Source organism: Citrobacter sp. Ce104, from assembly GCF_030334595.1.
GTDB lineage: Bacteria > Pseudomonadota > Gammaproteobacteria > Enterobacterales > Enterobacteriaceae > Citrobacter > Citrobacter europaeus.
The window spans coordinates 90,656-114,871 of the sequence record NZ_JAOWDP010000065.1 but is presented as its reverse complement, the minus strand read 5'-3'; the positions used below and the strand labels follow the sequence as shown (position 1 = coordinate 114,871).

General features: G+C 50.1%; 38 protein-coding genes and 1 pseudogene. 12 read left to right on the top strand and 27 right to left on the bottom strand.

All coding sequences use genetic code 11. The annotated features are described in order from the left end of the window. Positions 1–2 precede the first annotated feature (2 nt). The 9 genes from OGW16_RS15490 to OGW16_RS15450 all read right to left on the bottom strand — a co-directional run bounded on the left by OGW16_RS15490 (position 3) and on the right by OGW16_RS15450 (position 7,731). Positions 3–851, bottom strand: a complete 849-nt coding sequence (locus tag OGW16_RS15490; protein WP_286518599.1) for a head maturation protease, ClpP-related — start codon at positions 849–851, stop codon at positions 3–5. 13 nt (positions 852–864) lie between these two features. Beyond that, positions 865–2,169: a phage portal protein gene (locus tag OGW16_RS15485; protein ID WP_241177108.1), complete on the bottom strand. Its 1,305-nt coding sequence runs from the start codon at positions 2,167–2,169 to the stop codon at positions 865–867. Continuing rightward, positions 2,169–3,905, bottom strand: a complete 1,737-nt coding sequence (locus OGW16_RS15480; protein ID WP_241177107.1) for a terminase large subunit — start codon at positions 3,903–3,905, stop codon at positions 2,169–2,171. Before OGW16_RS15480 ends, OGW16_RS15485 begins: the two co-directional genes overlap by 1 nt. Beyond that, the gene (locus tag OGW16_RS15475) at positions 3,905–4,402 is read right to left on the bottom strand and encodes a phage terminase small subunit P27 family (protein WP_096879232.1); all 498 of its coding nucleotides are present in this window, start codon (positions 4,400–4,402) and stop codon (positions 3,905–3,907) included. The genes OGW16_RS15480 and OGW16_RS15475 overlap by 1 nt, the downstream gene beginning before the upstream one ends. Positions 4,403–4,559: 157 nt before the next feature. After that, entirely contained in the window at positions 4,560–4,910 is a 351-nt protein-coding gene (locus OGW16_RS15470; protein ID WP_502873973.1) for an HNH endonuclease, read from the bottom strand. After that, a complete protein-coding gene (locus OGW16_RS15465; protein WP_502873972.1) occupies positions 4,910–5,500 on the bottom strand; it encodes a hypothetical protein in 591 nt (196 codons plus the stop codon). Before OGW16_RS15465 ends, OGW16_RS15470 begins: the two co-directional genes overlap by 1 nt. Then, entirely contained in the window at positions 5,482–6,939 is a 1,458-nt protein-coding gene (locus tag OGW16_RS15460; RefSeq protein ID WP_286518598.1) for a glycosyltransferase family 2 protein, read from the bottom strand. The genes OGW16_RS15465 and OGW16_RS15460 overlap by 19 nt, the downstream gene beginning before the upstream one ends. After that, complete coding sequence (locus OGW16_RS15455; protein WP_069891564.1) at positions 6,927–7,262, bottom strand: hypothetical protein; 336 nt, start codon at positions 7,260–7,262, stop codon at positions 6,927–6,929. Before OGW16_RS15455 ends, OGW16_RS15460 begins: the two co-directional genes overlap by 13 nt. Before the next feature lie 133 nt (positions 7,263–7,395). After that, entirely contained in the window at positions 7,396–7,731 is a 336-nt protein-coding gene (locus OGW16_RS15450) for a hypothetical protein (RefSeq protein ID WP_279654313.1), read from the bottom strand. Positions 7,732–7,981: 250 nt separating this feature from the next. Here OGW16_RS15450 and OGW16_RS15445 point away from each other — a divergent pair, with 250 nt between their 5' ends. Beyond that, positions 7,982–8,560: a hypothetical protein gene (locus OGW16_RS15445; RefSeq protein ID WP_174329911.1), complete on the top strand. Its 579-nt coding sequence runs from the start codon at positions 7,982–7,984 to the stop codon at positions 8,558–8,560. Between the two features lie 32 nt (positions 8,561–8,592). Here the strand turns inward: OGW16_RS15445 and OGW16_RS15440 are convergent, their stop codons facing one another. Genes OGW16_RS15440 through OGW16_RS15415 form a run of 6 tightly spaced genes read right to left on the bottom strand, consistent with a single transcriptional unit; the run spans position 8,593 to position 10,521 of the window. Then, positions 8,593–8,823: a hypothetical protein gene (locus OGW16_RS15440; protein ID WP_286518597.1), complete on the bottom strand. Its 231-nt coding sequence runs from the start codon at positions 8,821–8,823 to the stop codon at positions 8,593–8,595. After that, positions 8,801–9,007, bottom strand: a complete 207-nt coding sequence (locus OGW16_RS15435) for a hypothetical protein (protein ID WP_104651450.1) — start codon at positions 9,005–9,007, stop codon at positions 8,801–8,803. Before OGW16_RS15435 ends, OGW16_RS15440 begins: the two co-directional genes overlap by 23 nt. Continuing rightward, complete coding sequence (locus tag OGW16_RS15430; protein WP_286518596.1) at positions 8,964–9,233, bottom strand: hypothetical protein; 270 nt, start codon at positions 9,231–9,233, stop codon at positions 8,964–8,966. Before OGW16_RS15430 ends, OGW16_RS15435 begins: the two co-directional genes overlap by 44 nt. Positions 9,234–9,240: 7 nt before the next feature. Next, entirely contained in the window at positions 9,241–9,858 is a 618-nt protein-coding gene (locus OGW16_RS15425) for a glycoside hydrolase family 19 protein (protein ID WP_286518595.1), read from the bottom strand. Continuing rightward, the gene (locus tag OGW16_RS15420; protein ID WP_008323297.1) at positions 9,858–10,139 is read right to left on the bottom strand and encodes a phage holin family protein; all 282 of its coding nucleotides are present in this window, start codon (positions 10,137–10,139) and stop codon (positions 9,858–9,860) included. The genes OGW16_RS15425 and OGW16_RS15420 overlap by 1 nt, the downstream gene beginning before the upstream one ends. Further along, positions 10,126–10,521 (bottom strand): phage holin family protein, encoded by a 396-nt coding sequence (locus OGW16_RS15415; RefSeq protein ID WP_104651417.1) that lies wholly within the window; start codon positions 10,519–10,521, stop codon positions 10,126–10,128. Before OGW16_RS15415 ends, OGW16_RS15420 begins: the two co-directional genes overlap by 14 nt. A gap of 287 nt (positions 10,522–10,808) precedes the next feature. Between OGW16_RS15415 and OGW16_RS15410 the strand changes: the two genes are divergently transcribed. Further along, positions 10,809–11,828, top strand: coding sequence for a hypothetical protein (locus tag OGW16_RS15410; RefSeq protein WP_008323294.1), 1,020 nt, complete (start codon positions 10,809–10,811; stop codon positions 11,826–11,828). Between the two features lie 14 nt (positions 11,829–11,842). Here OGW16_RS15410 and OGW16_RS15405 read toward each other — a convergent pair whose 3' ends face one another. The 10 genes from OGW16_RS15405 to OGW16_RS15360 form a co-directional block, all read right to left on the bottom strand. Beyond that, the gene (locus tag OGW16_RS15405; protein WP_286518594.1) at positions 11,843–12,220 is read right to left on the bottom strand and encodes an antiterminator Q family protein; all 378 of its coding nucleotides are present in this window, start codon (positions 12,218–12,220) and stop codon (positions 11,843–11,845) included. Between the two features lie 14 nt (positions 12,221–12,234). After that, positions 12,235–13,224, bottom strand: coding sequence for a DUF968 domain-containing protein (locus OGW16_RS15400; protein WP_286518593.1), 990 nt, complete (start codon positions 13,222–13,224; stop codon positions 12,235–12,237). Continuing rightward, positions 13,221–13,937: a phage antirepressor KilAC domain-containing protein gene (locus OGW16_RS15395; RefSeq protein ID WP_286518592.1), complete on the bottom strand. Its 717-nt coding sequence runs from the start codon at positions 13,935–13,937 to the stop codon at positions 13,221–13,223. The genes OGW16_RS15400 and OGW16_RS15395 overlap by 4 nt, the downstream gene beginning before the upstream one ends. A 118-nt stretch (positions 13,938–14,055) precedes the next feature. Beyond that, entirely contained in the window at positions 14,056–14,424 is a 369-nt protein-coding gene (locus tag OGW16_RS15390) for a RusA family crossover junction endodeoxyribonuclease (RefSeq protein WP_286518591.1), read from the bottom strand. Next, positions 14,421–14,741, bottom strand: coding sequence for a LexA family protein (locus OGW16_RS15385; RefSeq protein ID WP_009364418.1), 321 nt, complete (start codon positions 14,739–14,741; stop codon positions 14,421–14,423). The genes OGW16_RS15390 and OGW16_RS15385 overlap by 4 nt, the downstream gene beginning before the upstream one ends. Before the next feature lies 1 nt (position 14,742). After that, positions 14,743–14,961, bottom strand: a complete 219-nt coding sequence (locus OGW16_RS15380) for a hypothetical protein (protein ID WP_286518590.1) — start codon at positions 14,959–14,961, stop codon at positions 14,743–14,745. Then, a complete protein-coding gene (locus OGW16_RS15375) occupies positions 14,948–15,616 on the bottom strand; it encodes an MT-A70 family methyltransferase (RefSeq protein WP_286518589.1) in 669 nt (222 codons plus the stop codon). The genes OGW16_RS15380 and OGW16_RS15375 overlap by 14 nt, the downstream gene beginning before the upstream one ends. Then, a complete protein-coding gene (locus OGW16_RS15370; protein ID WP_284306406.1) occupies positions 15,616–16,059 on the bottom strand; it encodes a hypothetical protein in 444 nt (147 codons plus the stop codon). The genes OGW16_RS15375 and OGW16_RS15370 overlap by 1 nt, the downstream gene beginning before the upstream one ends. Positions 16,060–16,061: 2 nt before the next feature. Continuing rightward, positions 16,062–17,045: a phage replication protein O gene (locus tag OGW16_RS15365; RefSeq protein WP_286518588.1), complete on the bottom strand. Its 984-nt coding sequence runs from the start codon at positions 17,043–17,045 to the stop codon at positions 16,062–16,064. Beyond that, positions 17,002–17,160, bottom strand: a complete 159-nt coding sequence (locus OGW16_RS15360) for a DUF4222 domain-containing protein (RefSeq protein WP_249974438.1) — start codon at positions 17,158–17,160, stop codon at positions 17,002–17,004. Before OGW16_RS15360 ends, OGW16_RS15365 begins: the two co-directional genes overlap by 44 nt. Between OGW16_RS15360 and OGW16_RS26475 the strand changes: the two genes are divergently transcribed. Continuing rightward, a complete protein-coding gene (locus OGW16_RS26475) occupies positions 17,104–17,232 on the top strand; it encodes a hypothetical protein (protein WP_414446572.1) in 129 nt (42 codons plus the stop codon). The genes OGW16_RS15360 and OGW16_RS26475 overlap by 57 nt on opposite strands. A 222-nt stretch (positions 17,233–17,454) precedes the next feature. On the opposite strand, the gene OGW16_RS15355 is transcribed toward OGW16_RS26475, so the two are convergent. Together OGW16_RS15355 and OGW16_RS15350 are read right to left on the bottom strand one after the other, a co-directional pair. Continuing rightward, entirely contained in the window at positions 17,455–17,919 is a 465-nt protein-coding gene (locus tag OGW16_RS15355) for a YmfL family putative regulatory protein (RefSeq protein WP_049002095.1), read from the bottom strand. 41 nt (positions 17,920–17,960) lie between these two features. After that, positions 17,961–18,179: a Cro/CI family transcriptional regulator gene (locus tag OGW16_RS15350; protein ID WP_047416137.1), complete on the bottom strand. Its 219-nt coding sequence runs from the start codon at positions 18,177–18,179 to the stop codon at positions 17,961–17,963. A 97-nt stretch (positions 18,180–18,276) separates the two neighbouring features. On the opposite strand from OGW16_RS15350, the gene OGW16_RS15345 reads away from it, so the two are divergent. The 9 genes and pseudogenes from OGW16_RS15345 to OGW16_RS26370 form a co-directional block, all read left to right on the top strand. Continuing rightward, a complete protein-coding gene (locus tag OGW16_RS15345; protein ID WP_047416133.1) occupies positions 18,277–18,996 on the top strand; it encodes a LexA family protein in 720 nt (239 codons plus the stop codon). Positions 18,997–20,400: 1,404 nt separating this feature from the next. Continuing rightward, positions 20,401–20,760 (top strand): hypothetical protein, encoded by a 360-nt coding sequence (locus OGW16_RS15340; RefSeq protein ID WP_286518587.1) that lies wholly within the window; start codon positions 20,401–20,403, stop codon positions 20,758–20,760. Continuing rightward, a complete protein-coding gene (locus OGW16_RS15335) occupies positions 20,760–21,590 on the top strand; it encodes a ParB-like helix-turn-helix domain-containing protein (RefSeq protein ID WP_286518586.1) in 831 nt (276 codons plus the stop codon). The genes OGW16_RS15340 and OGW16_RS15335 overlap by 1 nt, the downstream gene beginning before the upstream one ends. Then, positions 21,587–22,051: a hypothetical protein gene (locus OGW16_RS15330; RefSeq protein WP_286518585.1), complete on the top strand. Its 465-nt coding sequence runs from the start codon at positions 21,587–21,589 to the stop codon at positions 22,049–22,051. Before OGW16_RS15335 ends, OGW16_RS15330 begins: the two co-directional genes overlap by 4 nt. Continuing rightward, a complete protein-coding gene (locus OGW16_RS15325; RefSeq protein WP_137398807.1) occupies positions 22,048–22,695 on the top strand; it encodes a hypothetical protein in 648 nt (215 codons plus the stop codon). The genes OGW16_RS15330 and OGW16_RS15325 overlap by 4 nt, the downstream gene beginning before the upstream one ends. Further along, positions 22,692–23,207: an ead/Ea22-like family protein gene (locus OGW16_RS15320; protein ID WP_286518584.1), complete on the top strand. Its 516-nt coding sequence runs from the start codon at positions 22,692–22,694 to the stop codon at positions 23,205–23,207. The genes OGW16_RS15325 and OGW16_RS15320 overlap by 4 nt, the downstream gene beginning before the upstream one ends. Position 23,208: 1 nt before the next feature. After that, positions 23,209–23,628: an HNH endonuclease gene (locus tag OGW16_RS15315; protein WP_079223876.1), complete on the top strand. Its 420-nt coding sequence runs from the start codon at positions 23,209–23,211 to the stop codon at positions 23,626–23,628. Beyond that, positions 23,625–23,951 (top strand): hypothetical protein, encoded by a 327-nt coding sequence (locus OGW16_RS15310; RefSeq protein WP_286518583.1) that lies wholly within the window; start codon positions 23,625–23,627, stop codon positions 23,949–23,951. Before OGW16_RS15315 ends, OGW16_RS15310 begins: the two co-directional genes overlap by 4 nt. A gap of 168 nt (positions 23,952–24,119) precedes the next feature. After that, positions 24,120–24,209, top strand: a pseudogene (locus OGW16_RS26370) (DUF551 domain-containing protein); the annotation flags it as partial. Positions 24,210–24,216 lie beyond the last annotated feature (7 nt).

Sequence of the window (24,216 nt, the reverse complement as noted above, 5' to 3'; positions counted from 1 at the left end):
CCTTATTTGACTAACGCCGCCAGGGCGCTTTCAAGTGAATTGATGGTTTCAGGTTTGATGTCTTCGGCAGCGCCCGGCGTACCGTCGTTGGTGGTGACAGCGCCAGGCATGCCACCGGATAAGGATTTAATGAGTTTTCTGCGCTCAGAACGCGGGGTGTTGGTCTTGGCCAGCAATGCATCAAGTTTGCGAAGCGCGGCTGCTGGCGATTCGTCGCCGTCGCTAACCGCATCAGCAGAAAGCAAGCTGTCTGCCAGTCCCTTCGCAACAGCATCACTGCCACAGATATAGCTTTCCGCGTCCATCAGCTTCTGCACAGCGGCCATATCAAGGCCGGAGCGCGCCGCGTAGATGTCAGCCATAGCGGTATCGAAGGGTTCCAGTGACTGTGCCAGTTCTGCAAAATCATGGCGGTTTCCCATCGCGTATACCCAGCAGTTGTGGATCATCAGGAAGGCACCGCGGCCAATCTGAATATCATCCCCGGCCATCGCAATTATCGAGGCGGCGCTGGCGGCAATGCCCAGCACCTTCACCGTTACACGGCCTTCGTATTCGCGGAGCAGGTTATAAATAGCCAGACCTTCGAACATGTCGCCGCCCGGTGAGTTGATATTCACCGTGACGTTGGCGCCGTTCATAGCCCGAAGCGCACCGGCAATACGTTTAGCTGTTACCCCTTCGCCCCAGTAGTCCTGCCCGATAACATCAAAAACAGAAATGCTGTTATCGTCGGTGGCCGCCGCTTTGATCCCGCCGTCCCAGCGGTCCAGTGCGGACGGTAATGTTTCACAGGTGACGCGCGCGCAGGGGCGACCCGCCGGTGCTACCGGTAGTTGTTTTTTGCTCATCAGGAAAGTGCTCCTAAGCGGCCTGTTTCAGCGGAGATTGTTCAAAGGAAATATCGGGGAATACGTGGTTATGCAGCTCTCGCAGGGCCAGTGCCTGAACAGCAGGGTTGCTGCTTTCGAGATTTTTCAGTTGCGTCAGGTTGAGCTGAACGGTGTAAATATTGCCCCCTTCAATTGGCGGCATGTTCTCAAGACGACGAACGTCATTACGGGACATCCAGCCATTCTGAAGCGCGCTGGTATAGTATGCCGCGCGACCAGCACTATCGGCTCGCAGTAGACCTTCAACAGAGAATTCTGCAAACACTTCGTCATCGCTGTCGAGTAAGCACCGGCCAATTTCCTGCTCAATATTCACCAGCAGCGGTCGAAGAGTATGAGTCAGGAACTGCAGGTTCATACCCTCAAGGCTGGATGCCCAGCTGCTTTGTTTCGTGGTGTGGCCAACCATGAAAGGAGGTACACGAAACCAGCGGCAGATTTCCTCAATACTGAAAGAGCGGCTTTCCAGCATCTGGGCGTCTTCCGGATTCATGGTAACGCCCTGATACTTCAATCCGCCTTCAAGTACCATAATTTTCCCGGCGTTTTTTGAACCGGTAAATGCAGCCATGTAGCTGCGAAGTCTTTCACGTTGTTCGTCACTCAGCGCATTATCAGCGGAGAGAAAACCTGAACTCTGAAGCCCCTGTTCAAATATCTTCGCAGCAGACTCCTCAACCGCCATTGCTGAACCGATCACATCCCGTCCGGTTTTCATCGGCATCATGCCGCAAACACCGTCCAGACCGAACCCGCGAATGTGCATGATGTTTTTGACGGAAATGACGCGCTCGCTACCGTTTTCAGTGTATTTGTATTCCAGCGCCCCGGAAGTGAGACGTTTAACCACCATGTTCTGCGGCAGCAAAGGCACCAGCGAAACCAGGCGATTTGCGATAAATTTCTTCTCAATGAAGGCGTTCCCGCGCAGGCAGATACTGGCGACCACCATCAACATAAAGCGTGATGGCGTCATTTCTGAATTGGGACGGCGGCACAGTATCGAATAGGCCGGGTGATCGGTTGCTGCTTTTCGTGAACCGTCAGGCTGTCGAATGTATATTTTCAGCGGAAGGGTTGAAATAGACTCGCTTAACAGCCTTACGCATGCCCACACAGCCGATAGCTGGATGGCTTTATCGGCCGTTACCACCTTTCCGCTGCTGCTGGTACCAAACCATTCCTCCCAGAACGTGCCGGTAGTGAGGCTGATAGGCACACCGAGCCAGTTAAGCAGAGCGCTTTTCACCCTGCCTGGCTGTTTGTTTTTTTTCATCAGAAACCTACCATGATGGGATTATTGAAGAATCCGGAAAGATCTTGCTGGTCGTTGCCACCGTTAACCAGAACGCGGCTCATTGCTGTGAACAATGCCGCTGGGCCATCAATCTTGGCCTCTGGTGTGGACTTGTTCGGGAAAATGTTCTCGTTCCGGTCAGGTTTGACGGTTATGTTGGACATCATCCAGTTCATTACCGGGTGATCGCTGTGATGGAAGCGGCCACCATATACCAGTGCTTCGACCTCCTTCATCGCTTCAGAGAAATTGCGAACCGTCTGCGGCACCTCCACCAACGGCAACCCTTCTTCTGCCAGCGCAAGGCTGAACTGCGTAGCACTCCAGGGATCGAAACCAATTTCTTTCAGACTCTCGCCAGCAACCCATACCTGCAGCTCTTCCTTAATCTGAGCATGGTCGATTACATCCCCGTCGGTAAGGATCAGCTTGTCCATCTCGGCCCACTTACGATAGAGCTCTGCCATCTGGCGTGAACATTTCTCAAGGCGTCCCTCCGGCAGCCAGAATTTAAAATCTGCATGGACATGACCATCCGGAGCGCGCCAGACTTTAGCGGCCGCACAGATATCAATTTTGTTTGAAAGGTCAACGCCCACCCAGGAGGGATAGGTTTTAAGCTCGTGCTGCGGGGCGATAAACTCGCATTTCTCCCATTTCATCATGTCCATCCAGGCAGACTCAGCAGTAACCCAGATATTCATGTGCTTGGTGAAAAAGTTAATCCTGGCGGAAACCTGTTCTTTCGCCTTTTTAGCCAGGCGGCGCAGGTCATCCCAACGCTTACAGATACCCAGCCCCGGATTCGCCTTCTGCCAGACTTTTTCATCAAAGGGATCGTCACCTTCGTCTAACGTGTAGATGATGGCAAAAAACGTATCGTCTTTTACCAGCCCGCGCAGCACCTTGATGGCGTAATCACGCAGTTCGTAGCAGATGCCTTCTTTGTTGAAGCCAGCGGTAGTGATACCAAAAAGCAGAGATTGCAGACGCGCGCCGGTTGCCGTCTCCAGAACGTCCCATACGTCGCGGGTTTTGTGAGCATGCAGCTCGTCAACGATGGCGCAGTGAATGTTCAGGCCGTCGAGGTTGTTCGCATCTGATGATAATGGCTCAAACTTGGAGGCCGTTTGCTCCTGGTAGATAGCGAGCTTGTTGAATTCGAAGATCCGCCCAAGAGTGGCTTTTGCCTTCTTGACCATATTCTTCGCGTCTTCAAAAACAATTCGCGCCTGGTCACGGGTGGTTGCAGCGGAATAAACCTCCGCCCCGCCCTCGCCGTCGGCACCAGCCATATATAACCCCACGCCAGAGCACAGTGTTGATTTGGCATTTTTACGGGCCACCTCAACATCAGCCGTACGGAAGCGCCGAACCATTACTGGACGACCGCTGCCGTCATTACGCAGGACGGTTTCCCCTGTTTCCTCATTAACCAGCGGGATAACAAAACCAAAAATATTAATCAGTATGAAAACATGCCAGTCCATCAGCTCAATAGGCTGGCCTGCCAGCGCGCCTTTTACGTGAGGCACAAAATTATAGAAATTCAGAATGTGCTGCGCGCGCGGCTCACTGAAGAAAATTCCACGCTCTTCGCCGTTTGCCAGATCGTCAAGAAAACGCTGACAGGCAAGGCGCACATACTCACAGGCAATAATTTCCCCCGCCACTACCCTCTCGGCGTAGCGGATGCCTTCTGCAACCTTAGCCATTAATCCCTCGCTTTCATAAACTCGGTCAGCGGGTCAACCACGTCAGGACCTTTTGCATTCACCTTAGAGCGGCTGGCTGGCGTCATGCCAAACTCACCGAGCATGGCGCGAAGACGTTTCCAGGCGTCAGCTTTCATGATGGCGGCCGGGTGAGCCTTGATCATGCGTATTTCTCGCTCTTTGCCTTCGTCTGGATCTTCGTCGCTATATACGGCGTAGGTGTAGCCTTCTCTCTCCAGCGTATCGCAGTGATGCCGGTACTCGGTGTATACCTCAACTAGTAGCTCAAGTGCTCTCGCGTCCAGCTGCGACATGACGCCAAGCGCATCGAGCTCTTCGGCCATACGCTTGAACCAGTATTTCCCCTGCTTGTCGAAATGCTTCGGTGTTGGGGGTACCCCAGCAGCAGGCTTTGGTTCGTTTTCATTGATCGGTCGTTTTGATGGGTTACCCCTCACCAAACGTAGATGTGTCGGGGTTTTCGGTGGTCCAGACATAATCGAAAACTCCTATTAATCATCGAATGGGGGACCCCATAAAAAAGTTTTCTAACCTGCGGCGATGTGAAAAGAGGTTAGGCGGCGGTCCTTTGGCGCGTCGTTCCTGAACTTTCAACCCACCCTCCACCTCGGTCGACTCAAATGAGAATCGATGTCATTTTAACCTTTCGACCGCTGTCTTCGCTCTGTGGCAAGGCTTGCAGAGGCTTTCGAGGTTGGACAGGTCATCGGTCCCCCCATTTGCTTTGGCGGTGATGTGGTCCACCGTCTCAGCGGGCGTATACCTTCCATTTCGCAGGCATTCCTGACAAAGGTGTTTATCTCTGTCGAGAACTATTTGGCGCAGCCTGTCCCACTTGCTGCCATAACCTCGCTGATGCCTACTCTGTCCTCGCTGATGCTGCTGCCAGCCTTCGTTAAAGTGCTTGGGACAATAGCCTGAGCGGTCTGTGGTTGTGCAAGGGCAGCCACGCTTGCGACATGCTCTCGGTATTAACGCAGGCATCAGGCTAACCTCCACGCCCGGCGGCGTTCTGTTCGTGGCGATGAATCAGGGTGACGCTCCACCGGTTCGCCGTCAGCATGGTCCACCAGCGAGTAACACGGATAAACCACAGCGCCGCCATAGGCATCACCAACGGCATAATCGGCAGGCTTGCCGCTGTCCCATCGAGACAACACGCGATCAATATGCTGATGCGGTACGCTATAGCAAACCCCGTGTATCAGTCGCGGCAACATGATGAAGTCTGCCCGAGTCTTATCAGCAACTATCAGCCGTTCGGCTATTTGCATTTGATATTGAGGTGGGCGGCCTGTGCCCAGGTAAAAACTAACCAGCGTTTCCGGGAAGCGGTTAAGCCATTCACTAACCCGCTCAACGAAATCTGAAACGGGCAACGCGTCATCTTCGATAATTACTACCCGGCAATCCTGCCATGATGCCCATTCAAGCGCGCGGCGATGATTCCAGTTTGCGCCATGGTCTCCGCTATCAATCAGCAGTACATCACCGAGAAGTTCAGCAAGACGCGATACCTGCTTATATCGGGAATGGTGTCCGATAACTGCAAACTTCACTTGTGTTTCCACCACGCTAACTCCTTACCGAAACCGTCCGTTTTAAAGATGGTATGCACCAGAGGGCCGGTAACGATTCTATTACCGAATGACTTTGCAGCCATTCCAAAAGCGCCCATATCCACCAGCGTGGCGGGTGCAGTCTCCATCTTCCAGAATCGGTGGCTTTCAATCAGGTAGTGCTGACGGATGATAAGGTGAGCAAACTCCATCACATCTGTTCTACTTCCACCTAACAGACCTGCATTCAACAGCGGTTCATCACGATGCTGCTCGATGAAGTCGCTATATGCTTTTCCATGGTGATTGGCCTTCATCCATCCATCGGAATACGTTTTATGCTCAGACCCAACATATATTTTACCCGGCTGCATTTCTGCCCATGGCTCTCTAAGCATCTCAACATCGGTACCATCAGTACACCAGACGTTGGTAATATCAGGATTGGCACGTAAGTACTGATAGGTATAGAGCCAGCGTGCAAAGTAAGGACTCATCGAGAGAGTTGGCACCCGTACGATGCTTGCTCCTCTCGGTGCTGTTTCCAGTTCGTCGGCTAGTACCACTGCATCAGCACCACGAACAGACGATGCCCATCCCTGAACAAACTCAGCAGATGCTTTCATCCTTCTCTGACGTTGTGGATCATTCTGGCTAGTCAGCAATGCCGTAATCACCACATTGCGCTGTTTCCTGAACGGAACGTATGCGGTGTACCCGTTATCGCGTCGTTCGCTATAAATAACAGCATTAGCTTTTGCTAACGCTTCACGCTCAGGCCGTGGAATTGAACGGGCGCCTTCTTCATACTCGTCCATTGAGTGAATCAGCTTTTCAGAGCCAACCACATCAGCGAAGGCCCATGTCGATAAGCCTGCGTTGTGAATACGAAGCGCCAGATCGGGATGTTCGTACATGCCACGACCGTATACCGGATCAAAGCCGCCAACCTTATCAATGGCGCTGCGGTGGTAATACAGCATTACACCGCGCTGCCCTGTGTAAGCGATATGCTTATCATCCCTGTACAGGACAGTCATATCGTTAATCTTTCGTGGGCCAGCGAGGTCAAGAAACTGATAAGCCAGATGGGGCTCTAGTGACTCGATGTAGGGTAGATGCCAATTATCAGCTATTGGCCATGCATCATCATCCCACAGGAAAAGATGCTCACACCCTGCGTCCACCAGCGCTGTCAGGCTGGCGTTCTTGGAAGCTACAATGCCGCGTGATTGCTCATGGCGTACCAACTTAACCCCATCAGGAACTATTGCAGCAGGACTTGATCCATCGTCTATCACAACCACCAGCGCACCAGATGGAAGATGCTTCATGTGCTGCTCAATGGCACGCTTAAGCACTTCATGACGATTATGGGTTGTGATTGCTATCCCAATACGTACTTTATTATCGCCTTCTGATATAAAACGTACCCCGTTTATTAATACTTCCATAAACCACCATCAGAGAGATTATGTTTGGCAACAAAGTCTTTTACTAAATCTCGTAGTTCGTCTGCCTGCTCGATGGTTAATGGCTTATCTGGATGGATTACAACGTTAAGTTCGGTAGAAGCGCTGGGATTATCTAAATCAATTCGTGGTTGTTTTTCGGAATGTTCATTGCTGAGATTAAATGTCGCAATTACTTTCGGCATTTCGTTTGGCGCAGTTTCTACCACCGTTGAAACCTGACCATCAATAAGCAAGCCACCTACTGCTATTCCATACCCGAAGAAACGATCACCGCGATACAATTTTGCGAGCTGATACTTCATGTGCGTTTCCTTTTAGACGTGAGCCTGTCGCACGGCAATGCCGCCCGAGAGGTAAACGCAACCTAACGGCATCACCCAGACTCACTACTGAAAGACTCTCTTCGATATGCGCGTGCGATGCGCTTCGGTGGTACTACCAGGAGTGTTCGTATGAGATGTTGGTCAGCTCATCTGACAGCTCACTGATGGTGTAGGCTATAGCCATTTTCTGTTCCCTGTTGAACGATGGCCACAATTGACGCAAGGAATCGCTTAAGTGGTTTTGCCAGTGTTCACCAACACTAAGCTCCTCCCAACCAGTAGGCAGCAGGCAAAGACCGCGTCCATATTTTTCTTCGTCTGGTGTAAGAGGTGGTAGTGGATTTGCCGCTGTACTGGTGCCGTTACCCCAATTACCAACAACAACACGACCACCACCAGCAAGGTGAACCGTTACACCCTTTTCACCAATTTCAACAGCGTTATTCATCGGTAACCTCCAGGAGTCATGCATTATCGCAGGCACTCAGTGAATGCCTGCTGTAATGCCCGTGTTGATGGCAATAAAAAACCGTCCGGAGACGGTTGTGCGTCTATAGAGCAATGCCGATCTACGATAAAGTCGTGACAACGGGTGCATGCGGGACACCGTCGATAGTGACCTGCATAATTTCTCCATTGAGTGGACATCTAAGAGGCGCTATTTTAAGTTCATAAATGTAAAAAAAATGGTGGGTAAAATGGATCTAAATCCAGCTAAAAAAGAACTGAATAGAGCGTGGCGATGCATTGATCGCATGAAGTCTGCACAGTCTTATGATGAATATGATGAAGCCTGGAGTGATTTTTTAAGTCGAATAGAGAATGTTTTCAATAGAATAAAAGTTGCGGCGGAACTTCACAAAAAATATCCATCATTTTCATCTAAAACAAATCATCTTCGTTCAACAGATGCTTTGCTAATTTATCTCAAACAGGCCAGAAACTCTGCGCATCATGGAATTGCTGATACATCAAAATTAGTGTCTGGCGGTTTCACTATTAACCCTGTCACTCCTGGCGGTATGGTAAGTATTGAATCTTTGACTATAGACGCCCATGGCAATGCTACTTTAATTCCAGGAGGACCAATGAAACTAAATGTTTACCCCAGTTCTATAGAGGCTGTGCCTTGTCATAATAGAGGGGTAACTTATAATCCACCAGCCCAACATTTAGGAGAATCTGTTGACTCTAAAAGTCCAATAACCATAGCTGAGCACGGATGTGTTTTTTATCAAAACTACCTTCATGATGCGGAAAAGGCGTTTCTTAAATAATCTCTCTTTAGACTGTTGTAATGCCTGATATCTTAAGAGAAAGAGAGCCCCAACTTAACCAGCGAGGCTTTCTTTTCCTCAATACGGCGATCAAGTTCAGCTACTGCATGCGGACGTATAGCCTCTAGAAAGGCATTATCTTGATAGGCAGACTGGATTGTCACACCAAGCCCAGCACCACTTTCCAGTATACCTTTCTGTCGCTGTAGCTCTTTCATCTCGTTGTAGATGTAATGCGCGTTACTTAGGTTCTCTACGTTCACGCCCTGACTCCTTCCTGCAGTTAGCCTGCACTGATTTGTTATGCGCCAATATGTCCCGCTTCGTTTGCTTATCCAGCACAGCAATATCGTGCTCGGTGAGGTAAATGATGTTCACCCAGTCACAGGCCGTGTCCGTTACTTCAGGTTTTGCGGGTAAAGTTTTCGCGCAACTCACGGTCAACATCGTCATCAGGAAGATGATTAACAGTCTGCTGTACATCCCTGGCTCCTTTTGTTGTTTCTACCCGGCGTTCTGCAACGGCTTCAGTAGCTGCTGCTCGTTCTTCAGTGCGTTGCTGGTCCGCTTTTGTCTCAGCGATGTTAGTACCGCGTGATTTACCCAGACCAAAAGCACCTGCAATTGCAGCCAGCACAGCAACAGCCAGGCCGATAATCATTTCAAGTCCCATTGCGACCTCATACCAGTGCAGTTTTTGCTTTGGCGTAACGTGCACGGCGGTCGTTAATGCCGTTCTGTCCACCATTGATGATCTGAGTGATGCGAACCAGATCGCCGGAGTAGCTCAGGCATCCGCTGGTGGCGTAGAACCATGCTGCTGATCGTGCTGCGTTGATATCCTTTTCCAGCAACTCAGGATTACTGACTAAATCCAGTTTTAATCCCGTTCCGCAGCGGCGGTAATTATCAAGACCGGTAATCTGAATCAGGCCACGGCCACGATATTTCCACCCATCGCCTGATGCTTTGTTACCGAGTCGATTGCTGTACACCAGATTTGCAATGGCTGGCTGATTTGCTGCCTGCCCTTTTTCTTTGTCACGCCCAAGCATATATGCCTGATAGTTCGTGATACGGCGTCCAAAGGTGGTCAGCAGAGCGGCTGGGGTGTAGTTGAAGCTCTCCACCAGCGCAGAGAATCCCGCTGATTCATGTCCTGACTGAGCAATAAACATTGCCTGGTCTTCAGGCTTAACAATGCCGAACTCTTTCATTGCCGCGTCAATGTGCGGAAACCAGCGCGTAGCTAACCCGACGCTTACACCAGCCGCCTGTTGAAATTGTGATTGGTTCATTAATGCCTCAGCGTATCAACGAGACGCGCCACGTTCCCACGAGCCCATAAGACGGCAGCGCAAATAAGAAGGTTTACGATGACCACCATCCAGTGTGACTCCTGGTAGAGGCCGAACAGATATCGGAATGGAACGCTGGCATAAACCAGCACAACGAAGTACGCCAGCAATGATATAGCGGGACGATGTCTTGCCCCTTCACGCTGGTAGAACATCAGGACAAGGACGATGACTGCACAAATACCTGCATTCACCATCGCTGACGGATCACTTGTTACCATTGCTGGCCCCTCCTCCACGGAATCGCGAAAGAATACTGAACAGGCTTCCCAAATCCTGACTGTTGAAAAATGTGAGCACTTTGATTGTCATCGCCGCCACTACAACAGCACCAAGTGCGTCTAATGGTCTGTCACTGTACCCGGTAGCTTGTGACAACTTTGAACCAACCAGGCCAGCAGCAAGAACGCCAACAATGAATGACGTCATGAAGTAAGCAACCAATCGTACTCGTGTGATATTTGCCGCTGTCGCTACATAAAATACTGCACCAGCGAATGCGCCAAATACCACGCCATAATCAATACCGGTTGCGAGACCAAATACGCTGGCTCCCATCAGGCCACCAGCCGCGACCGTAGTGCCAGAAACAGGATCGGACATTAAGCCCCCTCTTATTGCTGTGAGTCCTCTCAGAACGAGGGGAAATAAAAAGGGCCACCAATTGGCAGCCCTGAATACGACAAAACCCCGCTGCGGCGAGGTTTTTAAATGATGTTAAGTACGTGTCTAAGTGACCACTCTTAACACAATAATCCACAAAATGCGGACCGCGTTAGTGCTTTTTATCTGTTTTTCCATTATTTTCTTGCTACACAGCTAAAAACTAAAAGAAAAGCAGGCGTTGCCAAACCTCACGGTGACAGTTGGCTTAGAATGAGGACATACTTTTGGATAAGTTTGATGAGATTCATGTGGACATTGAATCTGAGCAGCAAGCCTTCGATTTGCTTGAAAGCTATCTTGATGGTTATGGTTTACCTGACAGCTTAAGTTTCAATGGATGGCCAAACCTTACCATCAAATTAACCGGTGAGAAATTTAACAGATCCCTTACACCTTCAGTTATGAAGGGTTTTGTTGAAATGCAGGCTCAAATCAACAAATCATATGCCCTTGCCAAGTACGGTGTCCCTGACGTCCGCAAACTGACCAAAGAAGAACTTGACGCCCTGGAAATTGAAGTTACGGTAGAACAAGGTTCTTCAATAGTAGAAATTAACATTGATGGTTTTTTAACCAAACTCACACAGGAACTTGTTGGTAAAATGAACGCAACTGAGATCATGTTTACTGTTCTCGGCGCAGCAGTCATCTGGGGCGGAGTAACAGTATTTAAACGGTTCTTGGACAACCGCAAAGATACTCGCCTTGCAGAAATTGCTAAGGATGGAGAGAAAGAACATCTCCGGACTATGCAGATCATGAGCGAGCAAGAAACTAAACGCCTGCGGGTCATTTCTGAAATGGTTGCGGAAAAGCCGCTTCTCGATAACATGGACCGTATGTCGTATGACGCTAAAACCCAGATGGTTAAATCCTTTGTGCGTTCAGATAGCGCCCAAATTGATGGCGTTACTATTGACTCTGAAATGGCGAAAGAGTTAGTTACCAATGCTCGTAGACGCTCATCAGAAATGAGAATCGATGGTATTTACCGGATTGAAGAAGTTAATAACACTGATCCAGAGAGCTTCAAAGTTAAGGTTCGCCGTGTCGATACCGACCAACGCCTAACCTGCGTAGTTCAGGATGTATTCCTTGATGAATCCGGAAATAAAGAAGCGTTGCAGCGAGCTGAATGGGAAAGAAAACCTGTTCATCTGAGTATTAACGCAAAACACGTCGATGGTGACATTAAATCAGCAGTAATTCTCTATGTTCGAGACGTGGAGAAAAAGCCCGAGTAATCGGGCTTCAAGCATCAATCTTTGACTTCCGGGTCTATCTCTAAACGAATTTCTAGCATCGAGAGGCAGCCATCAATAAACCCCTCGGCCATCTGTATCTCGATGCGTATCAGTTTCTCATCCTTCTTTCGCGCTTTAGCTATCTTCCGCTTCGAGATACCGTACAGGTAGTGAGCTACAAGAAGTGAATGCTCATATGGCTTTCGGCTTTTCAGCCGTGCTAGGCAACCTTCAATGATAAGCGCATCATCATCTGTACATGACAATCGGGTTTTGCTTGTCTGCGGTAAAAGTCCCTTGAATCCTGCCGCGATCGGGGAGTAATCCACACCTGAATTATCGCTTGATGCCCAACCGCCCCATCGCTCTAACACCATCTGAATATCGCGCATGTTATCTCCACTGTTCATGCAAGCACGCCGATTGCCAGCGCACGATCTATAACCCGAAACACGAGGACCAGTTGGTCACCGTGTTTCGCTTCAAATGCCACAGGATCAGCATGCAACTCGTCGTGATGCTCTCTGCACAGAGGAATCACAAACAGGTCGTGTGCCTTTGTACCCATTCCACCCTGCCCGTGGCCAATCAGGTGGTGGGGGTCGTCAGCTTGCTTGTTACAGCAGACACACGGCTGGGCCTTAACCCATCTCGTGTATTTCTCATTCACCCAGCGACGACGCTTGGGTTTAAGCATGAAGGATTCCGGCGTATCCGGATCTACCTTCATCGCCACTATCTTTTTCGCTTTCTCCTGTACCAGCTTTTGAGCAGGTAATGTCGGAACAATATCGCTTTCACGTGTTACCGACTGGTAAGTATCGTCCTTCAGACGAAGGGCTTTATGGGCTAAGGCTTCAGGTATCTCATCAGCCAGGTCGTTCCTGACCATCCACCAGCAAAACTCCGGCAGCGTAAGAACGTGGTCCTCACTGAAACCTAATTGGCCGTTTACGACCTTCAGTAGCCAGGATACCAGGTTTTCACGTGCTATACCCGCCAGACCTTCAGTGAACTGATCACGAATTTTTAAGTCACAGCCCCAGCACGTGCGGATTGAGCCAGGTGCATGCCGGGTGATGGTGTAGTTGCGATCGTGCCACTCGCTGTGTGGGTACTGACATTCCAGTTTTCTTTCGAGCCAAGCATCCAGTGAATTGAGTCCACCAGCACGATGTATGACCTTCTGATTTTCGAAGACAGCACGCATCAACGGATCGTTCTGAAGCTCCTGAGCAGTCTCCGGCAGCATGCCAGACGGTAACTCAGCCATTGACTCTGCCTGTGGCTCGATAAGAACACGCCCACGTCTGAACAGATGCATCAGTTCACTGCCTGGGCGAAATATTACTACCCCGGTCATCGGTGCCACTTCAGGTGTCAGTAATGCCCTCACGCTACTTGCCCCTTAGCAATATGCTCTGCCCACAGGCCGCCAATCCAGCGAACACCCTTGGCGGTGAAGCGGGACTGATTGAACGCGTAATTTGTCTGGTTTGTCGTGCCCGTCTTCACCTCAAAGCGCCCTGCTTCGATATGCTTGCTCTTTGGCGTGAGAACACGGTTAAGCCGGTACATGATGCCGTTCTCAATCAGGAACATCGCAAACTCCGGCTCTTTGGCGTTAAGCAGCTTGGCGACCTGTCGAAAAGTCATTGAGCCAGTAGCCGTAACATAACGATCAACGAACTCGGCCTTCGGTGCTGCAACTGCCAGTTCTTCACTCAGGCGCTGCTTCTGTTCTGCCAGATCAGCAGCAAGGCGCAGGGCCTCAGGAAGTGACCGGGGAACAATTATTCCGCCGTTGCTCTCCAGTTCCTGCCAGCGGTCAACAAGTCGGGCGGTAAACTCCGGCGATAATTGAGCAACGATCACATAGCTGTCTCGTTTGTTCACTTCGTAGTGATGGTATGTCTGCCCGTTCTGGGGATGGGTGTACTGCAATGCAGCATACCCACCAATCACACCGGAATTCATGAGGCGCTCTATCGTTACGCAGACATTGCTGTGTCGGGAATCAACCAGTTTCGCAATCTCACGGCTGGACATGGTGATCTGCTGCCCCGTTGTTGCGGCATGGTGGGTAGGACACATTACGGTTATGCTCATCTGCTGCATGTTCTGTCTCCACTTTTGAAATGCGAAGCGGGCTGCACCCCACTACGCGTGTTTCTGTATTTTACTGCCTGATATATGCGCTTGCATTGTGAGCTGTATGTTTGATCAGTTATTTATAGTGATTAATATTGATTTCTACTCTTCCGGGCTTTGCTACCGGTCCCCACTCGATAGCCATCCGTTTAACCTGACTGTCGTCTTCCCAGACTCTGGCATTCGTCAGTGCGTCGAACAGCGCTTTGTTGTAGTTGTCCAGATCCCGCCGTCTGTTATCTGGCGGGAAAAGAACTATGTTTACCTCAACGTTGACGTTAACTGGTTTCGGTATACCGCCGTACTGCTGCACAACAGAGGCATAAACGTTCTTCTTGAACTTCCTACCCATCTCACTGATCAGATGCTTACCCTTTAACGCTCCACGGTCAGGGAACCGGTAATAGGTGTTAACTGTTGGCGGGAATGGCAACGTTAATTTCATTGCTGAACACCTCTCGCTTCCAGCCATGACAAGGCGCGTTCTCTTGAATCACTATCACCATTAATGAGTGACTTGATGATCGATATCGCATCTACCTCATCGTTTGCTGAAATAACGGTAATCCCTCTGGAAACTCCAGGCGCAACTGAGATATATCCCTTCTTCGCTATGGCCTTCACATGCTCCGCTGCAGCGTTCGGTGATGAGCAACCAATCAGCCCAGCCAGTTCACATATCGTTGGAGGGAATCCGAACCGGCGCTGATAGTTCACGATCGAACCAAGTACTTCACTTTGTCTCACGGTAAGTTTGTTCACTTCAGCGCTCCTTAATCCGCTTGTTCAGAATCCCGACTTCGATATACAAATGAGATGGCGTAAAGCCAAGTTGCTTAACCATCCCCATGGCACCGTTAAAAATTGGCCTAGCTATTTCGTCACAATTCATGCCAGGGTTAGCCTTGCGTTTAGCAGTTATTTCCTCGTTGCATCTTCTGGCGATGTTACGAAGCGCATTACGTGCTTCAACGTCCTGCATAAGCAACCTCCAGCAGCGAACCAGGTTTACCAACGTAACCAGGAGACATGATTACATCAGGGTTTTCTGCCTGATTTCCCCAGTGATGCCATCCGGGTGCCGCGCAGCGGCTGAACAACTCAATGCGTGACACATCGCCGTATAATTGCTCCAGACGGTAACGCGCTTCTACTGGCTTCTGGCTGTGTTCGCCGAGTGGGCTGTAAATAACCTGCTTTACGCTCGCGTCCTGACGCTCAAGACCTTTCCCTCTGGTGGCAATTAGCAGATCCTCGGTATTGGCGCGGGTATGGTTACCACCATTCATTCGGGTCTGAGCGTTCAACAGGTCGAGGAAGTCGTAAAAGTCCTCTACTCCACCAGCCTGAAGCGCTTTGTTGATGTGCTGCTCAGCCAGAGAGTTGAACTTCACCCAGGTGAACCCCTTCATGGTCCGAACCTTAAACCCCCATGCTTCAGCCAGTTCGATCGCCTCACGGGTATGTGTACCGGTGAACCACATGGCCAGAACGGAATCTTCCGCAGCCAGCTCCCAGACGGGCAGACGTTTTATGTCGATGAGTTTCATCGTGCCGTAATGGTTTTCCGCTGCACCATTGCTGATGGTGTTCCCGTATTCCCACGGCGGATCGGCGTAAATCAGTGAATAGTTCATTAACGGCCTCCCGAAAATCGACCAGCCAGATAGCATCCGTCTTCGGTAATAACTGCTGGTTTAGCCAGGCCAAGGCAGCGCTGACGTTCTGCCAGTATTGCCGCTCTCTCTGATTCAATGGCTGATGCGCTGAACGCCTCCATGTAAATCGTCGCGGCACGGTGAAAAAGACCTTTCGACTCCAGGCCTTTCGCCGTTTCCATCAGGGCGCTGACTTCAGGAGTTGGTTCAAACACCTCGAAGTGGCAATCTGCTGGCGGTTCCGCGTAGTAACGGAATTGACGGCCATCACGTTTACGTGTTGCCAGTTCTGAACCATAAAGTCGGCAAACAGTGAGTTGAAGTTGGTCCTGGCTGTATTGGGTCAGACCTTCGATGATGTCCCTGGTCGTTGAGCCGGGATTCATGGCAATAAACATCTGGACCGTTTTCAGAATGCTCATAGCTACCCCCTGAATCCTTCAGGAATGCGTGTATCGCACTCGTATTTGGATTTAAACATTGGGTCCTCTCGAACCTCATGTTTGCTCGCTGACGCTGATAACTTCAGAGACAACTCATCCCATTTTTCACGCAGCTTCGAAGGACTGAGAATGTTTTTGCACCAGAAGGGATCGCGATTTACACGACCGTACAGTTCGCAGATCTGGCGGTGATTGCGATTATCTTGAGTGCACATCAGACGAACCTCGTTAGCCCAGGAAACCCAGTTAGGTTCTTTAGGGCGAACCAGTTCACCGTCAGACTCAGCGGCTTGCTCGTAAAGTCGGATAATCTTTCCCCAGATCCATTCTGCGCAGGTTAAATCTTCCTGAGTTCCCCATTGACGTTTTGCCGCACTGAAAACCACAGCTGTTGGATGACGAGACAGAAAATCATTTGGATTAACCAAAGCGTCCGGTTGCGAAGCTTCCGGACAAGAAGGGGTTTTATTCTCTGTAGTACTCTCTGTTGTATTCTCTGTAGGATCATCAGTGCATTTTGACCCGATGACAGCGGTTCGTTTTGACCTGATGGAGTGTGTCACTTTGGCCTCTTCCATCGTGTCATTTTGACCTGATGGAACAGTGCATTTTGACCTCTTCGATTCTGTCACTTTGACTTCATCTAAAAGCTCGCTTTCATAGTTGATCGTGTAGAAGTTGGTCATGTCGCGTTGAGACTTGTTCAGTTGCTCAATTTTGAGCACGCCGAGTGTCTTCAGGCGGGTGAAGGTACGCTTCAGGGTTGACTCAGACCAGAACGGGAACTGCTCCAGCCACTGTTCTGTCGTGTTGTAAATCCAGCGAACACCATCACTTTCCATGCCTGATTTGGTTTCTTGCAGCCAGTAATTAATCTGCTGCAAAGCAATCGCCTCATTCAGGCCAATGCTGTATGCAAGGTCAGGATTTATTACTATTGGCCGTGATGTCATTAACAGGCTCATTAGGACCCTCTATTTCCCTGAATTTACGCTGAAACTGTTCGAGAGGACTGAAGCACTCATGCTCGTATCCGTCGCGCAGGTATATAACCCGTTGAGTTTCTGGCTCCCACCGGATAACCCTGACTGGGACGCCGTAGCTGTCTTTGAACCGTCTGTTGAGTGCTCGCATTCGACCTTCTCCGCCTGACCGTTGAAATCACCTACAACCCAATCGGCAAACTGGTAGCAGACAGGCTCAAAGCATCCGGATACCATTACCCCATACACGAACTGCGCCGGACCTTTTCCACCCGGCATAGGTCGAGCAATAAGTTGCGACCTGCGGTACTGTGTTGTTACACTGTTCATGCGTTAGTTTCTCCACTGAATACGACACGCCACGACGCCAGGAGCTGCACACTCGCTGGCGTCACTTCTTTTGACGGCGGCTGAATAAGGCCACAATCGCGCGGATTTCTTCTTCACGCGCTGCCAGATGACGGCGGTGATGTTCCAGAATCTCTTCTGCTTCATGCTTTTCAATCACTCCATCCTCAAGCGCCTTCTGGATAATCTGATCAACCTGACCTCTTGCAGCTGCTGTACGCATTGCACGGCTGAACAAGTCAACACGGTCAAGATCTTCCAGGCTTGGTACGTCCACCAACAGTGCGCCGCGACGCTTGGCAAAGTAGTCAGCAACGAATGACGTATTGGAAATGTCCTCCATCGCTTCCAACTCGGTGACTTCAAAGAAACGGCAACCGTTTTTCTCGTAAAGGTTGTTGTTGAATTGGGTTTCTGACATGCCCAACGCACCAGCCATAGCCTGACGGCCTCCGGGATACGCTTTACACATCGCTTTCACCACTTCTTTCAGGGTTTGCTCTACCATCTTGTTTTTCCTTTGGTAGTTACTAAGTGCGTGATCATCAGTTACGGTGTTACTGCAACGTCTGGATCAGCGGGTTTATATTTATTTGGAAAAGGTCGAACTTCTTCAGCCTCGATTTTCCCGTCTTCCTTAACCAGGATGTTCACTCTTCGGTTGCGCTTCAGAGCTTTACTGATGGCGCTTTGGTAAACCCCAAGAGCCTCAGCTGTTTTGGCCTGGCCGTTTTCCAAAACATATTCAGATAGCGGAATAATTTTCATTAGATTTCCTCGTGGATGCACACAAGGAGTATCACTGTTAGTGATAATATTGTCAACACTAGCGGTGATTGGTAAATATGCCGTGCGGTGATAAATTATGAGAATGAAAAAGAAACCTTTGACCGCCGAACAATTGGCTGACGCCAGTAGGCTTAAAGCCATTTTTGAGTCCAAGAAGAAATCTCTTGGGCTCTCTCAGGAGACGCTGGCTGAACAGATGGGTATGGGTCAGAGTGGCGTTGCACAACTGCTTAATGGGACCAACGCAATTAATGCAACTCATGCAGCTCAGTTCGCTAAAATTCTGGGTGTGAAAGTTGACGACTTCAGCCCATCGCTTGCAGCTGAAATATCAGCAATGTTTGAAGCTATCGCAAACGGAAAAAACCATTCTTCAGTTTATGAATACCCACTACTAACCGAAGTTCAGGCTGGTTCCTTCTGTCCTGTAAGCTCTTACACTGAGCGAGATGCAAAGGAATGGGTTTCCACTACAGTTAAAGCCAGTGATTCAGCTTTTTGGCTTGAAGTTTCTGGACACTCAATGACCGCACCACCTGGTGTAAAGCCAAGCTTTCCTGAGGGTATGCTAATCCTCATAGATCCAGAACAGGATGTTGAGGCTGGTGATTTTTGCGTTGCTGGTATTTTTAACGATTCAGAAGTGACATTTAAGAGATTTGTTCGTGAGGATGGAAGGCCGTGGCTTGAACCACTCAATCCAAGCCCACGATACCAAGCAATTGAATGTAATGAACATTGCAGGATAATAGGTAAGGTTGTTAAGGCCCAATGGCCTGAAAATATCTTCGAATAAGGAGCCAATCGGCTCCTTTTTTTTGCACCTTTTTTCACCTTAATAATCATGGAGTTAACACTTTTAGTGATAATTTTATCACTAGAGGTGTTGACCAATTAATCACTATTGGTGATACTCATTATGCACCGCAGTGATACATTGTTAATTACAAGGAGACAGGTGTTTCAGTCAGTCCCGGTAAGCATCTCGCAGGATTCTTACCGGGACTGGAAGAGTTACCACTTGGAGACGGTCCTTATAAATGTCCTGGACAGTGGCGGTACCAGCACCGAGAACAGCGGCGGCAACTATGCAAACATGACAGGCCGTAAAAACTTGTTAGGCCGATGAGTTCAAATGGCAATAAAGAACTGACAGCCGGGAAAGACCGGCACACAACGATGAGAGCATTATCTGTGAATAAGCACATCGACCCGCAACGCGGACGTGATGCCCAACCGATAGCTGTTTAGAAGCATCATTTAGTGCTCTCTTCAATGTGTCTTAGCTGCTCGGCTGGCAACCTACTGCCATTAACACAGCTTTCCCTGCATGAGAGGCTAACTGCAGGGCGCGGACTCGACGCGTAGTACAGGTGTAACCCGCAACACGAAGTTCGAGTGACGTCCGTCTGGTAAGTGGCTACTGCCTGCAACTGGATGAAACGCCAAGGGTGACAGCCGGAGAGACGGAGGTATGTCCAATCCCTGAAGCTGGAACGGTGACTACTACTGATTATGTAGAGGCTTAGCCAATGAGCCATATCAAGCAAGCTGACAGTCGGAAATGAGCGACGGACGCGGGGAAAGAACCGTGACAGGAGGGAAGTAGACCCCACGAACACAACATGAAAGCGCACTCCTTTACTTACCAGTTATGGGTGACAGGTGTGAAACAGGTGGAGTGCGCTTCCAGTTGTGGTGAATGACGGGGCTGACCGTCAAACGGTTGAGAAAAGATAAGCAGGCGAAACGTTCTAAGCGAGCATAGGGACTGATCGAACGCGGATGGAACGGGCGGTTACGATATTGAAACACCGAGCCACTGAGCTGGAGATCAGCGCCAGCCACCACAAACCAAATCACGTAGCCAGCGTGGTACCAGGAAGTAAGAAAGCTGTGTGGAGTCTTGGCGGTACCAGTACCAACCTTTGAAGTCCCTGGTACCGCCCTTTTTACTCAACTGAAAGCGCGTTCTGTCACTTGTCATTAAGTGCCAGTTCGTTAAATCCAAAACCAGCGGAACGCGCTTTCAATTGAGTGGAGAAACTAAGCGGCGATTGCAGTCGCCCGTTTCACTAAGTGCCTCTTGATGGGGCATTTACTGAAACGAACCTAAAACTTTTATTCGCCTTTTGGCGAGGGATTCGTGCAACCAAAATTCAGCGCCGTGCAGGGCGCATATAACACGGAGAAACTAACCATGACGACCACACAGAACGTCACTGAGTTACAACCACGTATGACCAGAGAGCAACTGATCGATGCTGCCCGTAAAGCGGCCCCTCTCCTGCCAGCTGCTTCCCAATGGCTGATGAATGAACTGGCGAACCGCTACGATGTTCAGGGTGTCGCGCTGTGCGAGTCAATGGAGCAGCGTAAAGCTCTTGCCATCGAGAACACCGTTTTACGCGACGATGTTATCTGCTGGGCAAAAGAATGCGATCGCATTGTTGAAAGACACACAAAAACACGCAGCAACATGCACCTTCTGGAAGCCCAGCGCGAACTGCGTGATTTAACTCCGGTAACAAATGTTGTGATGAATGAAAGGGCTAAGTGATGGCCGCTAACTCATTCAAACAGATGTCCCGTGACGGGACCATCAAGCGCACCGATACCGGGATGTTTATCAGCCTTGACCATATCCACGTGCGTCAAGGTTTCAACAAGCGTGAAGACGACGAACGCACCCGCCAGGCAGATGACGATCTGTTTAACTATCTGATGAACGGTGGCACCGTTCCTCCGCTGGAGGTTATCGCACGTGATGAAGGCGGTGTGTGGGTTGTTGAAGGCCACCGCCGCCGTCGTTGCTACGCACGTTGTGCTGAAGCAGGTAAGCCAGTAGACCGCATTCATATCATGCCGTTTAACGGTAACGATGTGCAGCGTCTGGCTCGCATCATGACCAGTAATAACCAACTTCCCCTTTCCGATATTGAACAGGCTGCTGTTATTCAGGAACTTCATAACGCTTTCAACCAGACCACCAGCGAGATTGCAAAGCTGGTCAACAAGTCTTTACCGACAGTAGAAAAACTCCTGCTTCTCAGCACTGCTAACCACGACGTTCAGAATGAAGTTAAATCCGGGGCCGTGTCCGTAGATGTGGCAGTTGACCGCGTAAAAGAGTTCGGCGAAAAGGCCGGTGAGGTTCTCCAGAAGGATAAAGCTTCTGCTGCTGCCAAAGGCAAGAAAAAAGTCACCCGCAGCGTTATAGCGCCCGAAATTAGCATTAAGAAAGCGCGTCGCCTTGTAGAGCTGATCAGTCTGGTGGGTATAAGCGACACAGGTGTTATCGCTCTCGAAGGATTGGTACATGCAGAAGTCGTAGAAATTATCGACGAGCACAAAGCTATCGCCGCTCAGCGTCATGGAGAAACATCATGATTACCGAAAAAAATAATGTTTTTTATTGCGACTGCGGTTTTTCATGGCGGCGCGGTATGAGCGGTTCACATAATTGTGAGGATGGATTGCGGGCAAAACTCACAGACATGGCAGTACAGCTCGCTAACGCCGAGAGCAAGTGCAGGGAGCTGGCGGCGGAGAATGTAACGCTGAATGACAAAATGAATAAGCTCGCAACCTGGCCTGGTATTGAATTCTATTCGTCTGCATGGGAGTTCTGCAATCTTGATGGGAACGATGCGCTTGAGTTCATGTGCGATGTCAAAACCCCAGCGACAGACGCTTTCCTGGCTGAAGTGCGAGCGCAGGGTGTGGAAGGATTCTTGAAGTTTTGCGGTGAGGAAAATTCCGTATTTGTCGAGGCTAAAGCTTATTACCGTTCGCTATCGGATGCGGTTGATGAGTTTGCCGCCCAACTTCGCAAAGGAGCCGCGCTATGAGCAACCGATTCTACATGCTGTGTACACGAGAAACTGTCGGGAGCAACGCGTCATTCCACTGCCACAACGGCAACGGGTATAGCTCAAACATCGACCGCGCTCACGTGTATACCCGCGAAGAGGCACAACACAGCTGGGATTTAGGTAGAGAGATTGATCAGCCAGTTTGCGCAGACAGCGTTGATTCCTTGGCTACCTGGCATGTCGACTGCCAGTACATTCCTGCTGATAGTGTTATTGAACCCGGATGCGAGTCCTACGTGGCCTACAAAAAAGGAAGCTGGAACGGCAACGATGTGTACTGGCTGCAACATGGCGGACTTCCAACAGATGACTTCAGTAAGGCATTCATTTTTGTTTCCGCTAACAAAGCGGAGCCTGGAATTGTCTGGATTCCTTTTGCCTTGGCTGACAAGGCTAAGCGCCGCACATTCAGCATCAATGAATTTAATCGCCGCACCATGGTGCATGCGGCAGGGCTGGTTATGCCTGAATGGTTGAAAAAACAAAACCGCAGGAAAAAGGCGCGAAGCGGAAAGGTTCGCTGGAATTGCCCGCACTGCGGAAAAATCAGTTGGCAGTACAACCCATATGATTTTGATGGTTGCCGCGACTACTCATGCGAAGGATGGAGACCCCAATGACAGCACTCAACAAACAGGCGCTGCGTGAAGCGGCAGAGAAAGCGACGCCGGGACGCTGGGAATACTACCCGGGAAACACGAGCATTGAATATAACGTTGACTCGCTGGTCGAAGACCAGGGCTCAATCGTTTATGTCGATAGTGGAGACTTCACCCGGGATCAGACGGACCGGAACGGAGAGTTCATCGCCGCTGCCAACCCTGCCACGGTGCTGGCGCTGCTGGATGAGCTGGAAGAGTCAGGGCGTTTGCGTCTGAAGTTCCAGGAGGTTAACTGCGAGCTGTGCCAGAAGCTGGAAGCCGCAGAGAAGCGCATAGCAGAGCATAACTTTGAAAATCGGTTACTGGCTAATGCTGATCGCGATATCAAAGCATTACGACAGCGCATAGCCGAACTGGAGGCGCGTGAGGTGACGCTGCCATACCTGCCAGATGATTGCGACCGAACGGAGGCACATTTCAAATATCAGGCTGCGATTGCCGCCGCCGGCATTGGCGTGAAGGGGGAGTGAGATGGCGCTGACGAAAAAACAACGCGCAGAGCTACGCATGAAGTTTGGCGGTCGCTGTGCTTATTGTGGATGCGAACTACCAGAGAAAGGCTGGCATGCTGACCATGTTGAGGCTGCATTGCGGAAGTGGGAATTTGGCGAACGTCAGTCCAATGGAACCCGGCGTGCTGTTGCAACCGGGGAATTTTGGCGACCTGAGAATGATGCTATCGAAAATCTTTTCCCGGCTTGCGCACCGTGCAACCTGTTTAAAGCCACATTCAGCGTGGACTTATTCCGGGAAGAAATTACGCGGCAGGCAGAACGTGCTCGCGCATATAGCGTCAACTTCCGCACTGCTGAACGATTTGGCCTGGTTGAAGTTGTCGAAAAGCCGGTTGTGTTCTGGTTTGAAAAATATCAAGAAGGAGCGTCAGCATGACAACTAACAACCACCCGGCGCAAGGTCCTGTATCACTCGAGCGCCTGCACCAGATACGCGAAATACTCAGCAAAGCAGCAGCACAAAGCGACGGCGGTAATCTCGGATACGCAATGGCTGATGCTGTGAAGGTGATTGATGGGGCTATTGCTGTATTTGGCGCTGCGTCACAACGAAACCCTGTACTGGCCTACGCGGACAGTTATCGCGATATGGCTAAGCGTGGAGTTGAATCCATTCCGGTCTGGAGCGTAATAACCGACCTTGAAAGAAATATCGCTCCACTCTACACCGCCCCGCCAGCGCCGGTAGTGCCGGATTAATATCGTCACCTGAGCGAGTTGTATCACGCACAGGAAAAGCGATTATTCAAACTTGCTCAGCGCATCAAAGGGCTGTCATTTGATAAATACACTCATTCGCCTTCGCAGGCTATCGATGTGCTGGAAGCAGCTATATTTGGCGATAACGAAGACGCCTTCCGCGCCGCCATGCTTCAGGCTGGCAACTCTCCGGTAACTCCGGATGGTTGGATTCCGGTAAGCGAGCGGATGCCGGAACGCGATGTTGATGTGCAGGTTACTGCGC

Coding starts and splice junctions, on each gene's coding strand:
- OGW16_RS15375 (WP_286518589.1), bottom strand. CDS start 15,616: ATGAACTATTCACTGATTTACGCCGATCCGCCGTGGGAATACGGGAAC.
- OGW16_RS15380 (WP_286518590.1), bottom strand. CDS start 14,961: ATGCAGGACGTTGAAGCACGTAATGCGCTTCGTAACATCGCCAGAAGA.
- OGW16_RS15335 (WP_286518586.1), top strand. CDS start 20,760: ATGGCCGCTAACTCATTCAAACAGATGTCCCGTGACGGGACCATCAAG.
- OGW16_RS15435 (WP_104651450.1), bottom strand. CDS start 9,007: ATGTTGACCGTGAGTTGCGCGAAAACTTTACCCGCAAAACCTGAAGTA.
- OGW16_RS15430 (WP_286518596.1), bottom strand. CDS start 9,233: ATGGGACTTGAAATGATTATCGGCCTGGCTGTTGCTGTGCTGGCTGCA.
- OGW16_RS15340 (WP_286518587.1), top strand. CDS start 20,401: ATGACGACCACACAGAACGTCACTGAGTTACAACCACGTATGACCAGA.
- OGW16_RS15450 (WP_279654313.1), bottom strand. CDS start 7,731: ATGAATAACGCTGTTGAAATTGGTGAAAAGGGTGTAACGGTTCACCTT.
- OGW16_RS15345 (WP_047416133.1), top strand. CDS start 18,277: ATGAGAATGAAAAAGAAACCTTTGACCGCCGAACAATTGGCTGACGCC.
- OGW16_RS15395 (WP_286518592.1), bottom strand. CDS start 13,937: ATGAGCATAACCGTAATGTGTCCTACCCACCATGCCGCAACAACGGGG.
- OGW16_RS15320 (WP_286518584.1), top strand. CDS start 22,692: ATGACAGCACTCAACAAACAGGCGCTGCGTGAAGCGGCAGAGAAAGCG.
- OGW16_RS15445 (WP_174329911.1), top strand. CDS start 7,982: ATGGATCTAAATCCAGCTAAAAAAGAACTGAATAGAGCGTGGCGATGC.
- OGW16_RS15355 (WP_049002095.1), bottom strand. CDS start 17,919: ATGGTAGAGCAAACCCTGAAAGAAGTGGTGAAAGCGATGTGTAAAGCG.
- OGW16_RS15480 (WP_241177107.1), bottom strand. CDS start 3,905: ATGGCTAAGGTTGCAGAAGGCATCCGCTACGCCGAGAGGGTAGTGGCG.
- OGW16_RS15490 (WP_286518599.1), bottom strand. CDS start 851: ATGAGCAAAAAACAACTACCGGTAGCACCGGCGGGTCGCCCCTGCGCG.
- OGW16_RS15420 (WP_008323297.1), bottom strand. CDS start 10,139: ATGGTAACAAGTGATCCGTCAGCGATGGTGAATGCAGGTATTTGTGCA.
- OGW16_RS15365 (WP_286518588.1), bottom strand. CDS start 17,045: ATGAGCCTGTTAATGACATCACGGCCAATAGTAATAAATCCTGACCTT.
- OGW16_RS15310 (WP_286518583.1), top strand. CDS start 23,625: ATGACAACTAACAACCACCCGGCGCAAGGTCCTGTATCACTCGAGCGC.
- OGW16_RS15330 (WP_286518585.1), top strand. CDS start 21,587: ATGATTACCGAAAAAAATAATGTTTTTTATTGCGACTGCGGTTTTTCA.
- OGW16_RS15425 (WP_286518595.1), bottom strand. CDS start 9,858: ATGAACCAATCACAATTTCAACAGGCGGCTGGTGTAAGCGTCGGGTTA.
- OGW16_RS15475 (WP_096879232.1), bottom strand. CDS start 4,402: ATGTCTGGACCACCGAAAACCCCGACACATCTACGTTTGGTGAGGGGT.
- OGW16_RS15370 (WP_284306406.1), bottom strand. CDS start 16,059: ATGAGCATTCTGAAAACGGTCCAGATGTTTATTGCCATGAATCCCGGC.
- OGW16_RS15405 (WP_286518594.1), bottom strand. CDS start 12,220: ATGCGCGATATTCAGATGGTGTTAGAGCGATGGGGCGGTTGGGCATCA.
- OGW16_RS26475 (WP_414446572.1), top strand. CDS start 17,104: ATGCTCGTATCCGTCGCGCAGGTATATAACCCGTTGAGTTTCTGGCTC.
- OGW16_RS15455 (WP_069891564.1), bottom strand. CDS start 7,262: ATGAAGTATCAGCTCGCAAAATTGTATCGCGGTGATCGTTTCTTCGGG.
- OGW16_RS15350 (WP_047416137.1), bottom strand. CDS start 18,179: ATGAAAATTATTCCGCTATCTGAATATGTTTTGGAAAACGGCCAGGCC.
- OGW16_RS15470 (WP_502873973.1), bottom strand. CDS start 4,910: ATGCCTGCGTTAATACCGAGAGCATGTCGCAAGCGTGGCTGCCCTTGC.
- OGW16_RS15325 (WP_137398807.1), top strand. CDS start 22,048: ATGAGCAACCGATTCTACATGCTGTGTACACGAGAAACTGTCGGGAGC.
- OGW16_RS15390 (WP_286518591.1), bottom strand. CDS start 14,424: ATGAAATTAACGTTGCCATTCCCGCCAACAGTTAACACCTATTACCGG.
- OGW16_RS15415 (WP_104651417.1), bottom strand. CDS start 10,521: ATGTCCGATCCTGTTTCTGGCACTACGGTCGCGGCTGGTGGCCTGATG.
- OGW16_RS15315 (WP_079223876.1), top strand. CDS start 23,209: ATGGCGCTGACGAAAAAACAACGCGCAGAGCTACGCATGAAGTTTGGC.
- OGW16_RS15460 (WP_286518598.1), bottom strand. CDS start 6,939: ATGGAAGTATTAATAAACGGGGTACGTTTTATATCAGAAGGCGATAAT.
- OGW16_RS15485 (WP_241177108.1), bottom strand. CDS start 2,169: ATGAAAAAAAACAAACAGCCAGGCAGGGTGAAAAGCGCTCTGCTTAAC.